Source organism: Wolbachia endosymbiont of Aedes albopictus, assembly GCF_024804185.1.
In the GTDB taxonomy this organism is placed as follows: Bacteria; Pseudomonadota; Alphaproteobacteria; order Rickettsiales; family Anaplasmataceae; genus Wolbachia; species Wolbachia pipientis_B.
Genome location: NZ_CP101657.1, coordinates 80492 through 95223 on the forward strand (window position 1 = coordinate 80492; position 14732 = coordinate 95223).

A 14732-nucleotide genomic window follows, 5' to 3' on the forward strand; every position below is an offset into this window, starting at 1 on the left:
TTCAATTAACGGCGCCTTGCTGCTTGAAATGTTTTCTTTGTAAAGATTTAGCTTATCTTTTACATCTAAACAACATTAACACGATTTGCCTTTTTTTGGATGTAGGAATTTCCTAGGAATTGTTCTCTTAAACTCTATGGTATTTTGTTTAACATTCAAGCACGGGTCTCTTGCTGTTTAATCTGCACAGATGAAGATAACTGAATACCTTCAATGTCATGATAAGGGGGCTGGCGAGGCTTGTCAAGTAAGTTTTGCATTTAATCCGTTTCTATGGCTTAGGTGCCCTTGACTCTCGGCTGGGTCGAATTTGTATAGCTACATTGTCGGTAAATCTAAATTGCTTTAATAATTTTGATTGAAAAATAGTTTTTCTATTATATAAATGCTACTTTAGGGCAATCAAAATGGAAGACGATAAATATAGCCTAGGCTTAAGAGTTATCCATTGGTTGATGGCTGTTTTTATTATTGGTATGCTTTGCTCTGGACTTTATATGAAAAGCTTACCACTTAGCAATGAAATTAAGTTCAACATATACACTATTCATAAGGCTTGCGGTATCACTATTCTTGGACTAATCATAGTACGCATATTTTTTCGCGTCTTTACTTATGCTCCACGACTTCCAGCAAATTTTCCTCGGTTTGTAATCAATGCAAGCAAAACAGTACACTTTGGTTTATATTCTTTAATGGTGCTAATGCCACTATCTGGCTATGTTATGTCTTCTGCTTCTGGCAAAAAGATCAAGTATTTTTTTCATATCCCTTTGTTGATTAATCAAAACAAAGATCTAGCTAACATAGCTAATCAGCTACATTCGATGCTTGCATGTTTTATGGTACTCTTTATAATCTTGCATATACTTGGCGCTTTGAAACACACATTTATAGATAAGCAAAACATTTTTAAACGTATGATATAGGTTATATGTTAAGTAGCCTCTGGAAAAAAGGAACAGATTTTCTTGGCAGTGAGTTTGCGATAATGGGTGGTGCTATGAGCTGGGTTTCAGAGAGAAACTTGGTTTCAGCAATCTCAAACGCTGGTGGTTTTGGTGTAATTGCATGTGGTGCAATGTTTCCAGACCTATTGAAAAAAGAAATCATAGAGACACAGAAATTAACTAACAAACCATTTGGTGTAAACCTAATTACTATGCACCCAAAGTTGAGTGAGTTGATAAATGTGTGTATTGAAACGAAAGTAAGCCATATAGTGCTTGCCGGTGGACTGCCAACAAAGCCTAATGTAGAAAAAATCAAGGGTGCGGGCATTAAAGTTATGTGCTTTGCACCAGCATTAAGCCTTGCAAAAAGGTTAGTGAAAATGGGAGTAGATGCGTTAATAATAGAGGGAATGGAAGCAGGCGGGCACATAGGGCCAGTTAGCACTTCTGTTCTTGCACAAGAGATATTGCCTCATTTTAAAAATGAACAAGTACCAGTGTTTGTTGCAGGTGGAATAGGAAGAGGTGAAATGATAGTTAATTACTTAGAAATGGGAGCAAGTGGCTGTCAAATAGGCACATTATTTGTCTGCACCAATGAATCAATTGCCCACAAAAATTTTAAGGAAGTGTTTATTAAATCAGCTGCGCGTAATGCAGTGTCTTCTATGCAGATAAGTGCTGATTTTCCTGTAATTCCTGTAAGAGCCATAGCCAACAAAGCGAGTGATGATTTTATGAAGCATCAAAAAAAAGTTATTGATGAATACCAAAAGGGCCAGATCTCAAAAGAAGATGGGCAGCTTGAAATAGAAAAATTCTGGGCTGGAGCTTTAAGAAGAGCAGTAATTGATGGAGATGTTGAAACAGGATCTCTAATGGCCGGTCAAAGTGTTGGCATGGTTGATAAGGAAAAGCCTGTGAAAGAAGTGATAGACATGTTAGTTCAACAAGCGAACAATTATATCAAAAGCAAATCTGTAGAAGCAGCAAAGCAAATAGTTAACCATCAAGCAAATCATAATTATCTCTGAAAGAGCCCATTATAGGGCATAATTGCCCAGCTTTAATGTAAAATTAACGCTAAAGAGGTATCTATACATTTTATTTGTATGGAGGAGTCTATGCCAAGTTCTAAAAAAGATATTGACCAACAATTGCGCGACACTATATACAAAAAGGTAACAAAAAAAACACATAATCATGGAAGCCCAAAAAAAAAATGGAGATGGAACTATCAAAAAATGCATAGAGTTGTTCAAGGAAGGAGCTAGTCCTGAGGTATTAACTGAATTAGAAAAATCACCAGAAAAACAAGAGGAATATCAAAAACATTATAAGTATTATATCGAAAACTTTCTTCCTGCATTGAAAGATGAAGTAATAAAATCAGAAGAACTAGCTGTACCTACAGTATTTAACAATGAAAGAGAACAATCACAAAGACCACAAACAATAAGAGGGAAAATAGTAGGAATAATTTTGGATATTACTAACAGAAGGAGCGATAAAGATCATTCTAGTAGTACTATTCAAAATCAAAACGATCGTAGAAACAGTCAAAACAGTAGCTTTAGTGTAGAAACTTCTAAACTCAGTAATGATAATGGTTCAGATAGTGGAATAGAATCACCTAGAAAGAGTGAAGAAAATTCAAGATCACCAGTAAGTAGTAGAAAGAGCAGTATGAGCTCAATATTAAGCTCTGCTGGAGAAAATAACGATCCACAAAAAGAAGATACTGGGAATCAAATGCAACCAGAGCAGACTGCAGAAGAAGAGCCACAGGTGTCATCCCAGTGCGTGACACTGGGATCCAGAGAAAAAGAAAGTATGGATCCAAATAGTCAAACTACTCAGATGACAGGCAGCCAGGCAAAAGATTCAATGCAACCCGAAGAAAAAAGGGACAGAAAAAACGCCATTACAATCGTGCAGAAATTTCCTTTGAATAAGAAAAAGGGTGAAGATACTCCACTTGAAAAACAATCCAATGATAGAAATCTTCACGTTGCACTTGCAGCAGGTTGTGCTCTTCTAGCAGTGGGATGTCTTGTTGCAGCAGCAATAGCAAAATCAGGAATATTGTGTGTCATAGGAGCAGTATTTGCTATAGAGGCAATAACTACATGGTGTTTAACCCCTTCAAGTGAATTAACATCCACCAATTTGAGTCGTCCTGTTGATGATAAAGAGCTTACAGCATTGTAAAAATTAAATATGTGTTACTTGTAGTGGATAAGTGAATTCAGTTCTTGCCTATTATATAAAAGTTGTTATACTTGAGGAATGTTTAAAAGGTGTTTAGTTGATGCGCATTCAATTGAATAAAGTTTTGGTTTTTATAGCCTTATTAAGTTTCATTTTTGCATCATATTCTAGCGAAGCTTCGGTGAGTGATGAATTAAAGGATGTACAAGAAACGGTAAAAGATTTTATTTCTTCATTTTCAATTAAAGATACTGTAGAAAATATGAGTCCTTCAACAATCATAGGGTTGTGTATAGCTGCGGTGATATTTGCAGTAGTGTTCAGAGGTCTAATCTTTTTTATGATAATGTTTGGTGTACTGATCATGATGTTTGGTAGTACAGAAAAAGCAACAGACTACTTAAAAGAGAAATTTAATTTTGTAAAAGATATAAAATTACAATCCGATAGCGAAAAAAAAGATAAAAATTAAGATAGTATTTTTATCTTTTTTAATTATCTTTATTGAATACGCATATGCAGCTAAAAGTACCAGCAATTAACTCTAAGTTTGAAAAAAAGAACAACTTAGCATTACTAGAGAGCATTGATTTAGATTTCATTCCCTATGTTTGTCATTACAATGAAGAAACTATACTAACAAAACAGGGAGAGTTGTTAAAAATAATCAAGTTAGAAGATTATTCTTCTGTTGATAACTACAGCGACCTTAGAACTGAAATTAGAAAAAGCATATCAAAAAATATTAATAGCCTATATTTTACCGTTTGGATTAATACTGTCCGAAAGCGCAATAAATTAAGCTTAAAATGGAATAAAACTGAAGACTTCTCTGATAAGCTACATTCAGCGCGGTTTGATAAACTCACTGATAGTAAATTACAGTATATAAATGAATTATATATTGTAATATTGTTTAGCGATTTTGGTAAGCATACCAATAATTCATTTTTTTTTAGTAGAATAAAGAATAAGCATAAGCTGTCTTTACAAGAAAGTCACCAGGAGTTGCAAAAGATAACTGACTTAATTCACGATGATTTAGGACCTTTTGGAGCTAAAAAACTGGGTCTAAGATTTAGTGAAGGTAAAATATATTCTGAAATGATAGAATTTCTCCACTATATTGTTACATTAACGCACAAAGATTATCCAATACATGAAAGGGATCTGTCGCAATATATTAGAAATTTTAAAATAGCTTTTGGTTTCAATACGTTTCAGACAATCTTTGAAAATCAACAGAAATTTGGCTCTGTTTTCAGCATAAAGGAATACCGAGAAATCTCCTTAGGCAATATAGATAGGTGCTTGCAGCTTGAATCTGAATTTATCATTACAGAAATAATGATATTTACTAGTAATAGTAAGGCAGTAAAAGAATTTAATAAACAAATTAACATGCTGCAAATTAGTGAGGATAATACCTTACTTAAAAATTCAGGAATTGAAGAAATAATGGAGCTTGAAAAGACCTCTAGTATAGACTTCTGCCAACAGAAAATTATTTTTACAATATTTGCAGACGATAGGAATAAGTTAGCTGAAAGTATTGGTGATTTATCCTCTATAATGTCATTGATTGGCTTCATGACCTTTAGAACTGATCTACATATGGAAAGTCATTTTTGGGCACAACTTCCAGGCAATTTTACTTTTATTACACAACCGAAAAATATATTAGCAAAATATGCTTGCAGTTTTGCTATGCTGCATGATTTTACGTCAGGTACATTAAAAGGAGGAAGGTGGAAAGAAGCGGTAACAGTTTTTTTCTCAAAAGAAGGAAATCCTTACTTCTTTAATTTCCATGGAAAAAGAAATAATGGCCATACTACGATACTTGGAGCTCCAAATTCAGGCAGAACTTCACTCATTAATTTCCTATTATCAGAATCAAGAAAGTTTAACCCAAGAATTGTCATATTGGATAACACTGGAAAGTCGATAATTTTTACTAAAGCAGTGAGTGGTAAATATTATATAATCGATCCGAAGTATAAGGACAAAAGCCTAAAATTTAATCCACTAAACATTGAAGATAGTGCTTCCAGTCGCAATATGCTGATTGAACTGATCAAAAGAATGGTAGCCGATACGAGCTTGGTGGACGTAGAAGAAAAGATAAGAAAAATTGTGGATTCTATATTTGCTATACCCAAGGAGTCACGTTCTATTGCGCAAATTTCTGAGGTGCTTTTGCTCCTCGGGGGTAAAATAAGTAGATGGTGTGACGGTGGTGAGTTTGCTTACTTATTTCAAGATGATAATGAATCAGATATTGACTGGGAAACAAAAATTATATCTCTCAACACCGCAAACCTCACAAAACGAAAAGAATGTATGTCCGTGATACTTTACTATTTTTTATATTCTTTTGAGGCAAAATGTGATGGCTCGCCTGCAATACTTGTTTTGGATGAAGCATGGGAGATAAGTAATATCTTTCCTACAGAGAAAGAGTTTGATAACTGGATGCAAAGAATGACGGAACTAAATGTTGTGGTAATCCTAAGTACTGAAAATTTAAATCTCGCATTTGCTAGCAAATTTACTCAATATTTAGATAAACATGTTGATACAAGAATCTTGATGCCGAACGTCAATGCAAATAGATTATACATGAAGGCATTTTCTTTATCAAAAAAGGAGCTGAATATAATTCTGCAGACGCCAACACAGGAAGGTTTATTTTTGATAAAACAGTATAAAGGATTAGTAACTTTAAATTTAGATTTAAAGAATATGCAAGAAATACATGTACTTTCAGCTAACAAAGAGACGATAAAGTATATGTACGAGGCAATAAAGGAAAAAGGAGAAGAAGTTAATCAGTGGTTACCGGTGTTTTATGAAAAATGTAAAGCTTAATTTCTTATTGATGTTCTTTTTGATACTTGGTCTTTCGTATCAAGGATATGCTGATTGTCCAATATTTGTAAAAAGTAATACTGAAATTGAAGCTGCAGCTAACAAAACTGGAAAAGGCTTGAAGAATTTTTTTAGCTTCAATTGGAGCAATCTAGATTTTGATGAAAAATTATTGCAATTTATTAAAGTTACAGCAGTAAATAATCAGGGACCAGAAGGTTATTTCGACCCAAAGATTAAGGTCTGCGATTATGAAGGGAACGACAACTGTTATATATTATCCAGTGGAACATCCTGCCGTCAAATATATGGAACGCAAAGTACAGGCGGGGGTGTTTCTGCTGCAGTGTTTATTGATTGGGAAGGAGATAAAACATCTGTTAATGCAAAAATAGCAGATAGTCTTGAGTGGGAGTGGGCAGAAGATGTTACTGATGAAGAGAAAAAAAAATTTGCTAATTCTCCTAAGATATGCGCTTGCAGTCAAAAAGGGGCTTGTATGGATGCTTTTTCTGGAGGTCTGTCTAGAATTCTTTCAGGAGCAAATATTTTCCGTCCAGGGGATATGGAAAACGTTTGCGACACTTGTTCATGGAGTAAAGGAAAGCAAAAGATAAAATGTGCTCCTGTACCACTTGCACCTGGCCCGCCTCCACTTTGCGAGCAACTTGCAATGTCGCTTCCACAAGTTAGAATTGTTCCTATAACAGATAAAGATAATGATTACTTCAACCCTAAAGTTAAGGTAATAGCTGGTGATCTAATAGAAGAAGACGGAAAAATTGGAAAAGAATTAGATTTCCCTAAAGGTTATGGAGAAAATAAAGCTGAGTGGCGCTCTATTTTAGACAAAAATGGCATCATGTACTACTTCAAAACTTATAGAGAAAAAGATAAGCTCTGTGCTAAATACCATGGAACTCAAGGTATAGATGAAAAGAGTCTGCAGTTTATTCGCTGTTTCCCAGCACCACCTGCTCCAGAGCCTGAAGTAGTAGAAATAGTACAAAGTAACGCGTCTGGAAAGCAGAGTGACACGTTAAAAATAAGAATGAAGATGAGCGAGAGCACTTGTACTTATAGAGCACATGGAGTCTACAGCAATAGTTCCTGTACTTTTAATGTTACCAACCATCCTGTAAATCTTGGCCCCCTATCTTTAAAAGTAGTAAAACCAGCAATAGTAGCAAAAACGACTGATAGTAATAACACAAAAAGTTATATTGATAATATTATAGAAGGTATATTAGAAAGTAATCCGCAACAATTTAAAGTTCTGAAAGAATATGGCTATGTTCCTGATATTGAAACAGGATGTAAAGAATTTCAGGGGAATAAGTGCAAATTGAACAACTTAGAACAACCAGAAATAGAAGTAAAGTATAAAGGAAATTCCAACAGTAAAATGCTCTGTCTTTCTGGATGGCAGCCAGAACCAGAGGAGTTTGTTCTTGAAAGAGAAGGTAAGATAGTACCACTAAAATTAATGGGAACAAAATATATTAAATACAATACTGTTTACTCCAAGGAATCAAATCAGTTCTATTATCTTCCAAGCAAGGAAATAGTTGACCTTTTGAAAAGACCTCAAGATCAGTTGGATAAAATAATATTTAATAAGCAAGGGTATGTTTTCTTCTCTGATGAAGATAAGCAGGAAAAGGGAAAATGCAGTTACTGTGTAACAAGAAATGATGAGATAGACGACGCATTTAAATCTAGTAAAGGACTGAAAGTAGTATACAAATTGACGGATGTAGAGCAATATTTAGATAAAGAAGATAATAGTCCATTTTACTTAGAGCACGAGGAAGTGGATTGTAAACACAAGGATGGTAAAGTATTAAGAGATGAAAAAAATGAAGTACAAAAGTGTATACAATTAAAAGATCAACCGATTAAAGCAGATAGAACAGAGGTTTTTTACGCTGATAAATTGTGTATGTTTGACTTGGAAGGTTTAAAAGAGAAAGTAAAAGAGATAATTAAGAAACAACTTGAAAGTAAGAAACAAGAACTGGAAAAAAAGAGCGAAAAATCCTATGATCCTGAAAGTAAAGATGTTTATACAGATAACTTATCAGTAATGTTTGATCGTGTTGAAATAGAAGCGTGGGGAAGTGGTGAAGCAGGTCATATAGCTGATGAAGCTCTTTCTACGGAAAGTAGGCTAGGAATGCCAGGAGATTATATTAAAGCTAAACTGAAAATTGATCCTGATTATCCTATAATTAAGGTGCAAGTCACAGAGGGAGGAGGTAACCGGGAAACTCACCTCACAGATAAGGATGGGGGTCCTATTTTTATAAAAAAGTGTCGTTTAGACAAACGAATGTGCAAGGATTTAATCACTATTGCAGGTGGAGGTAAGTATAAAATGTATGGTAATGTGGATTATAAGGAAACAGTAATTCATGAGCGAGATCTAAAGCCAGAAGATAAAATTGTAAAAGTAGATAAATTGGGGCCTACACAAGACAATCAAATAGCATATATAGAAAATGGTAAAATCAAGTATGAAATAATAGAGTGTAAAAGTGGTTTGAGAAGCAATAAACCTGGTGCAGGTGGTTGCATTGATAAAAACAAAGAAATTCATGATAAAAACTCCCCAAGACATATGCAGAAAGGAATTTACGGTAAAGGCTCTCCAGGGTATGTGAAGATTAGACCTATTATGAAGGAATTTGACGAAGAAGAAATAAATGCTGCTATTAAAAAAGTAATAGAGGATCAATAAGATCTTGAAACTATGACTGATTTTTGGGTAGGGGACCTTAACGTGAATATAAGTGGGATAATTGAAGAGGAAGTCAAAAAAGAATTGTTAAGGTAAAAATATATAGCTCTGGAAATGATGCTCTTGTTTTAACAATTAATTAAAGTAAAGTGTGTAGTAAATGGTGTAATTGCTGTATCTTAACAAAAAGGTATAACGAATGTAAGGAGGGGTCTCTAAAGAATAAAATTTCTGAGTCAATAGAACAACAATTTAGCATTAAATACCATGACAATTATTTGGCTTACACTATACACAAGTGGGCTGCAAGTGAAATATCTAATTCTATTGCTTTTTGCATAATTGGTTGTGGAAATTGCAAGATTGGATATCAAGATGTTGCAAATTCATTCAACATAACAAAAGAAGAAATTGATCAAGGTAATATTGCAAGCATAGAAAGTAAAATAAAAAGTGAAGCTAGGTAGTGAGTTTCTTAAGTTGATTTCTAGGATGGATCAATCGCTAAGAGAACAAAGTGAAAAGTCTATTGTACAAATTTTAAACTCATCCGCTGAGGAGATGTTAAGGAGTTTCTATGATAGCCCTTTACAGGAGAGTAATTCTCCAGAGCATGAAGAAGTCAGTGCATCCTCTGCTTCACCTGCTACAGAAGGTCCGGAAACTAGTGTTAATCCAGATCCTTTATCAACCTAATCAACCCCATATATATGTTTTTTTTGTACCCATGCTTTGCGTTTCGATGAGGACAGAAAACACCATTTTTCACTGCATTTTTTTATTTCTATTACAGCAAACTTGTCTATTTTCATAGTAATCTTGCTGTCTACACTCTGTTTTTGATATCCATAAGTATCTTCTTTTAAAATCGCGTAGCGCTTATCACTAAGCAGATTGCCTTTTATCCATCCACAGTCTTCATCTATATCGCAGACCTTTTTCCAACTCTCAAACTCTTCTATCACTTTCAGGGGCAGATTTTTGCAAGTGTATATCCATTTTACAGGATAGTGAAACCCTGGCCCCGTTCTCATGTTGATTTTATTTGATTTGGTTGAAACAAAGGTATTAGCAAACAAGCTATGGCTAAATAATAAAAACAATAGGATAATAGTACTGAACCAAGATCCCAGTGTCACGCACTGGGATGACATGAGGGATAATGTAACAGACTTATTCATCATAATTCACGATTAGATTGACATAAGATAAAGAGTAAATTAAAAATTGAATAGATCTTTAAATGAAAAATCAATGCCTATAGAAATATTAATGCCTGCTCTTTCACCGACAATGAGCAAAACTGGAGGAAAAATTGTCAAGTGGCATAAAAAAGAACAAGACAAAGTTGAAGTAGGCGACGTAATTGCTGAGATAGAGACTGATAAAGCCATAATGGAGTTTGAATCTGTAGATGAAGGAGTTTTAGCAAAAATTTTAGTAACAGAAGGAACAAGTGGCGTGCCTGTAAATCAACCGATAGCTTTAATGCTGGAAGAAGGAGAAGATGAAAGTGCACTCGGTAACTATGTTTCAACTTCTGCTACCAATATTGAAGCTAAGAAAGAAGTTGAAACCAATCCCTCAGTGCCATCCAATTCCTCAATGTCATCCAACTCCTCAACATCGTCCAATTTTTCAGTGTCATCGAACTCCTCAATATCATCCAACTCTCCAATGTCATCGAACTCCTCAATGTCATCCCAGTGCGTGACACTGGGATCTAGAAAAGAGGAAGGAACAGAAGGTATAATAAAAATAAGCCCATTAGCTAAGAAAATAGCTCAAAATGAAGGGGTTAATGTGCAGCAATTAAAAGGTACAGGTCCATACGGTCGCATAATTAAGGCTGATGTGTTGGAGTTTTTAGACAGTGGTATACGCACTGAAAGTCCTGAGAAAGATACCATAGTTGAAGTAAGCAACATGCGCCAAGTGATAGCACAGCGCCTGACTGAATCCAAACAGAATGTTCCACATTTTTATTTGACTGTAGACTGCCAGGTTGATAAGTTAATATCGCTCAAAAATGAGATTAACTCAGCAGATGAAAACAATAAAGTAACAATTAATGACTTAATTATAAAAGCTGTGGCTTTTAGCATGAAAAAATTTCCTGATATAAATTCTTCGTGGATAGATAATAAAATACTTAAATACTCGAATGCAGACATTTCAATCGCTGTGGCACTTGAAGATGGGCTAATTACTCCTATAGTCAAAAATGCTGATAAAAAGGGTATTTTATCTATATCAAAAGAAGTGAAAGATTTAGTAAGCAGAGCAAGATCTGGAAAATTAAGGCCAGAAGAATTTCAAGGAGGTGGGTTTACTATTTCCAATTTAGGGATGTTTGGTATAAAAGCTTTCAGTGCTATAATCAACCCACCGCAATCTTGCATTATGGCAGTTGGTGCATCCAAAAAACAACCAATTGTTATGAATGAGAAAATAGAGATAGCAGAAATAATGACAGTAACACTTTCTGTTGACCATAGAGCAGTTGATGGGGCACTCGGAGCAAAATTTTTAAATGCCTTTAAGCGTTATATAGAGAATCCTGTGGCGATGTTTCTTGAGTATTGTTAGTATAAAATTAATACCCCTTAGTTTATACTTTTATTAGTTGATAGATTTAGAGGTAAAAATATGACTAATATAAAAATAGAAAAACGCAATATATCTTTTGATGATGCAAAATTAAAATTTTCAAACAACGGACTTCTAACAGATTCTTCGTCCAATGAGTCAATAGACTCTATTGGTAAGAAATTTAAGTATGAAGTAAAACTTCCAGGTGTTATTCACACTACAGCAAGAAAAAATAACGTTGGGGACGGACTTAATGAGTTAAATGCAAGAAAGGAAGCTAATTCTGTTGCTCCAAAGCTTAGCGTTGCAAAAAAGAAGAAAGTGAATCCAGAGTACCATATTACTCCAACTCCTACTCGTTCTGAATACATGATGCAAAAGGAAAGAGAAGCGAAAAAGTCAAACCCTTTTAAGGCACTGATGGAAACTATGCCAGTGTACGAAAATGTTGATGACACATTTGAGCAGAATAAAAGAGAAGATGAACTAGAGACTGTAAAATTTCTCAAAACACTAAGCAAGACAGAAAGAGAAAATCTTGGTTTTTCTTCTAAGCAATCAGATGGCAAGGAAGTTCAAAGTCAATCCTTATCTGATGGGGACACATTTCCAGAACTACCAGCATGTGCATACAAGCCAGCACTGTTTCCAAAACCATCAAAAGAGAAAGTAAGAGAAGCTTTGGATAGAATGCGTGAAGCTAGTAATTCCGTAAGTGTTGAAGATGGTGTTAGTCCAGATAGGTTTAAAGTTCGTCCATTCTTATGCAGCGATATAGATGGATACGTAGCTCCTGACAAACGTAATCACAATCTAGAAAGGTGTAAGGTTACACATGATAGTAGTAAACTTGAAGCAAAAATGGAGAGAAAGCATGGATTTCAATCGGATCCAAGTATTAAGCATGTAAAGGCTGATACGGCAACGTGCTCTATTACTAAAGGTAATGATAAAAGAGATATCAGACCTGATGCTTCATATGAACAGCAAGAGCCTTTATCAGATTTATCTAAAGTTAATGTGAAGGAATTAGCAAATAAATTCCGCGGTTAAAATTTCTGCATTAAGGGCACAACTGTACGAACATTATGATACAAGAGACCAAGAAAGATGTCATCCCAGTGCTTGACACTGGGATGACATCATCCATTACTAAAATTACCTGCAGGTGACAATATTCATACACTAAACATCAAAGGCAGGGGTTTTAAAACAAAATGTTCTTTATTTGTTTTATACTTTCTGAATCTTTCTTTTTAAAGATAGCCTCGAGAGAAATTTTAAGCTTTTCCCATTCTTTTTGACTATTTAGACTCTCAATCTTCTCCAGTGCTTTCTCATGTGATGAATATAATTCCTCATACAAATCAGCATCTACTGACTGTAATATTACTAAAAATGTAAATAAATTCGGATCAAGTAATTCTTCTTTTACATAACATAGCTTAATTTTCTTTACACAGTATTGTATTGCTTTTAATGATAACGAGAAGCTTTCTGCATAAAATATAAAACTATCTATAATTAAACTTTTTGATTTTTTCGGTAATTTAATATTTTCAAATAGTTCTTTTGTAAATTTTTCTATCGGTTGTTTTGGCAAATGTAAAGAGAAGTCAGTAAAAGATTTTAGGTCAAAATTTGGTCCAAGTATTGTGCTGATTGCTCTTTGTACATTACTCTTATCTTTACTTACAGAAATAATGAAAACCAGCCCCTCCACATCAAGCATATACTTTATAGATTCCAAAAAATCGACAACGAATTTAGGGCGGCACACATCAAGATTATCCACCATTATATAAATGTTTTTGTCTTTTCTAATTCTATTAACTACCTTTGCCAATTGTGTTTTAAAATCCTTAATGTTTTCTTCTCTTCTTTGAAGAGTATTCAACTCTCTCAGTACAGAACCAATATCTTTCCTATCAGCCTCTTTTGTAGCGTCAAGCAATACGGAAAGCATAGCAAGTGGAGATTTACTGATCAGCTTTCCTAGTGTGTTTAGAGAAAATAGTTCTTGGTTTATGTTCTTGAACTGTTGTATAACGCTTCTTTTTACTTCATACGATGCAAATAAATCTTCAAATAGAAAATTTAAAAAAGAAGGAAGTGGTTGATCCAGTGCATTGATATCCCATGCGCTATAATAAGCTGCAATTTCATTTTGCTGTTTTAACTCTTTTACCCACTTTTTCAGAAAAAACGTCTTACCCCATCCATCATATCCTTCTAAAGATATTATTGTAAAAGACTGATCAATTGTTTTAATTATAGTGTTGAATTTACCTGAAAATTGCTTATAGTTTAGACGGTCATTTTCCCAAGCCACCACTTTAAGTGGTGGCGCTATTCCTTTCTTTTTGAATGTTACTAGCGATATAAGTTTTTTTAAGCACATGTCTTATTTTATATTTAACTCATATTCTTGTCTTGAAGTGAGGGCTGCTTTTAACGTTCCTTCATCTAGATAGTCAATTTCTCCGCCCATTGGTATGCCGCAAGCAAGACGTGATATTTTCACATCCAAATTTTTTAGCAATTCAATTATATATTGTGCAGTAACTTGACCTTCTAATGTCGGATTAATTGCAATAATTATCTCTTCAACTTTAGATTTTGTCACTCTTTCCAGAATAGTATCAAGGTTAAGTTCTTTTGGACCTATGCCATTTATCGCAGACAATCTACCCCCCAAAACATGGTATAAACCTGAATATATATTTCCTTTTTCAAACGCCCATAGATCACCTAATTCTTCTACTACACACAGTAACTTAGTGTCACGTTTTGGGTTAGTACAAATAGAACAAGGTGACTTATTATCTAGATTTCCGCAAATCTCACATTCTACTATAAGATCTGCTAGCTCTTTAATCAAAGATACAAGTGGTAGCATAACTTTCTCTTTGTTTTGGAGTAAATGTATAACCAACCTGCGTGATGATGATGGTCCTAAACTTGGCAATTTAGAAAAAGCATGAACTAGATTCTTTATGTTAATGTTCATTCAATAAATTCAGAATAGTTCATCAAATGGTAACATCAAACCCTTTGTAAAGAAAGTGGTAAGTTTCTCTTGATCCACTTTGATTAGCTATAGAAAAAATTTTTTACTCTAATGCAAAAAATTACTTCCGCACACTTAAAGCCTGATTATAATAGACTTCTTGCATAAACAAAACTAAGTAGAAAAAAGGTATAGCTATACCGCCACAGTATCTCTAGATCCCGCTAACAAGCAGCGGGATGACGAATTGCTTAACCTTCATACCGCCACGAACCGTCATTCCGCCTCAGACCGTCATACCGTCACGGTATCTCATCCGCTAACAAGAGATCCCGCTGCGGGATGACGAATTGCT

General features: G+C 34.5%; 12 protein-coding genes and 1 pseudogene. 10 read left to right on the top strand and 3 right to left on the bottom strand.

The features are described from left to right. Nucleotides 1–407 precede the first annotated feature (407 nt). The 8 genes and pseudogenes from NHG98_RS00365 to NHG98_RS00400 all read left to right on the top strand — a co-directional run bounded on the left by NHG98_RS00365 (nt 408) and on the right by NHG98_RS00400 (nt 9471). The gene (locus NHG98_RS00365) at nt 408–929 is read left to right on the top strand and encodes a cytochrome b (RefSeq protein WP_096617735.1); all 522 of its coding nucleotides are present in this window, start codon (nt 408–410) and stop codon (nt 927–929) included. A 5-nt stretch (nt 930–934) separates the two neighbouring features. Continuing rightward, nucleotides 935–1987 (top strand): NAD(P)H-dependent flavin oxidoreductase, encoded by a 1053-nt coding sequence (locus tag NHG98_RS00370; RefSeq protein ID WP_096617733.1) that lies wholly within the window; start codon nt 935–937, stop codon nt 1985–1987. A 169-nt stretch (nt 1988–2156) separates the two neighbouring features. After that, on the top strand, nt 2157–3164 hold the full coding sequence (locus NHG98_RS00375) for a hypothetical protein (protein WP_259245421.1): 1008 nt from the start codon (nt 2157–2159) through the stop codon (nt 3162–3164). Nucleotides 3165–3264: 100 nt separating this feature from the next. After that, nucleotides 3265–3636 (top strand): hypothetical protein, encoded by a 372-nt coding sequence (locus NHG98_RS00380; RefSeq protein WP_096617731.1) that lies wholly within the window; start codon nt 3265–3267, stop codon nt 3634–3636. A gap of 44 nt (nt 3637–3680) precedes the next feature. After that, nucleotides 3681–6035 carry a VirB4 family type IV secretion/conjugal transfer ATPase gene (locus NHG98_RS00385; protein WP_096617729.1) on the top strand — a complete coding sequence of 785 codons (2355 nt, stop codon included), beginning with the start codon at nt 3681–3683 and terminating at the stop codon, nt 6033–6035. Continuing rightward, a pseudogene (locus NHG98_RS00390) lies at nt 6016–8871 on the top strand (hypothetical protein). Before NHG98_RS00385 ends, NHG98_RS00390 begins: the two are co-directional and overlap by 20 nt. Before the next feature lie 53 nt (nt 8872–8924). Beyond that, entirely contained in the window at nt 8925–9242 is a 318-nt protein-coding gene (locus NHG98_RS00395) for a WBM0748 family T4SS-associated protein (RefSeq protein ID WP_259245423.1), read from the top strand. Further along, nucleotides 9229–9471 (top strand): hypothetical protein, encoded by a 243-nt coding sequence (locus NHG98_RS00400; RefSeq protein ID WP_259245424.1) that lies wholly within the window; start codon nt 9229–9231, stop codon nt 9469–9471. The genes NHG98_RS00395 and NHG98_RS00400 overlap by 14 nt, the downstream gene beginning before the upstream one ends. On the opposite strand, the gene NHG98_RS00405 is transcribed toward NHG98_RS00400, so the two are convergent. Further along, nucleotides 9468–9959: an SH3 domain-containing protein gene (locus tag NHG98_RS00405; RefSeq protein WP_096641521.1), complete on the bottom strand. Its 492-nt coding sequence runs from the start codon at nt 9957–9959 to the stop codon at nt 9468–9470. The two genes, NHG98_RS00400 and NHG98_RS00405, sit on opposite strands and share 4 nt — an antisense overlap. A 70-nt stretch (nt 9960–10029) precedes the next feature. On the opposite strand from NHG98_RS00405, the gene NHG98_RS00410 reads away from it, so the two are divergent. Beyond that, nucleotides 10030–11364: a pyruvate dehydrogenase complex dihydrolipoamide acetyltransferase gene (locus NHG98_RS00410; RefSeq protein ID WP_096641524.1), complete on the top strand. Its 1335-nt coding sequence runs from the start codon at nt 10030–10032 to the stop codon at nt 11362–11364. Between the two features lie 60 nt (nt 11365–11424). After that, nucleotides 11425–12420 (top strand): hypothetical protein, encoded by a 996-nt coding sequence (locus NHG98_RS00415; RefSeq protein WP_259245425.1) that lies wholly within the window; start codon nt 11425–11427, stop codon nt 12418–12420. Nucleotides 12421–12574: 154 nt separating this feature from the next. Here the strand turns inward: NHG98_RS00415 and NHG98_RS00420 are convergent, their stop codons facing one another. Together NHG98_RS00420 and recR are read right to left on the bottom strand one after the other, a co-directional pair. After that, nucleotides 12575–13768, bottom strand: a complete 1194-nt coding sequence (locus tag NHG98_RS00420; RefSeq protein WP_096641522.1) for a KAP family P-loop NTPase fold protein — start codon at nt 13766–13768, stop codon at nt 12575–12577. A 3-nt stretch (nt 13769–13771) separates the two neighbouring features. Beyond that, nucleotides 13772–14371 carry a recombination mediator RecR gene (gene recR, locus NHG98_RS00425; protein WP_410543660.1) on the bottom strand — a complete coding sequence of 200 codons (600 nt, stop codon included), beginning with the start codon at nt 14369–14371 and terminating at the stop codon, nt 13772–13774. Nucleotides 14372–14732: the final 361 nt, after the last annotated feature.

Excerpts from the sequence above, each read along its gene's own strand:
- NHG98_RS00365 (WP_096617735.1), top strand. The coding sequence starts at position 408 with ATGGAAGACGATAAATATAGCCTAGGCTTAAGAGTTATCCATTGGTTG.
- NHG98_RS00370 (WP_096617733.1), top strand. The coding sequence starts at position 935 with ATGTTAAGTAGCCTCTGGAAAAAAGGAACAGATTTTCTTGGCAGTGAG.
- NHG98_RS00375 (WP_259245421.1), top strand. The coding sequence starts at position 2,157 with ATGGAAGCCCAAAAAAAAAATGGAGATGGAACTATCAAAAAATGCATA.
- NHG98_RS00380 (WP_096617731.1), top strand. The coding sequence starts at position 3,265 with ATGCGCATTCAATTGAATAAAGTTTTGGTTTTTATAGCCTTATTAAGT.
- NHG98_RS00385 (WP_096617729.1), top strand. The coding sequence starts at position 3,681 with ATGCAGCTAAAAGTACCAGCAATTAACTCTAAGTTTGAAAAAAAGAAC.
- NHG98_RS00405 (WP_096641521.1), bottom strand. The coding sequence starts at position 9,959 with ATGATGAATAAGTCTGTTACATTATCCCTCATGTCATCCCAGTGCGTG.
- NHG98_RS00410 (WP_096641524.1), top strand. The coding sequence starts at position 10,030 with ATGCCTATAGAAATATTAATGCCTGCTCTTTCACCGACAATGAGCAAA.
- NHG98_RS00415 (WP_259245425.1), top strand. The coding sequence starts at position 11,425 with ATGACTAATATAAAAATAGAAAAACGCAATATATCTTTTGATGATGCA.
- NHG98_RS00420 (WP_096641522.1), bottom strand. The coding sequence starts at position 13,768 with ATGTGCTTAAAAAAACTTATATCGCTAGTAACATTCAAAAAGAAAGGA.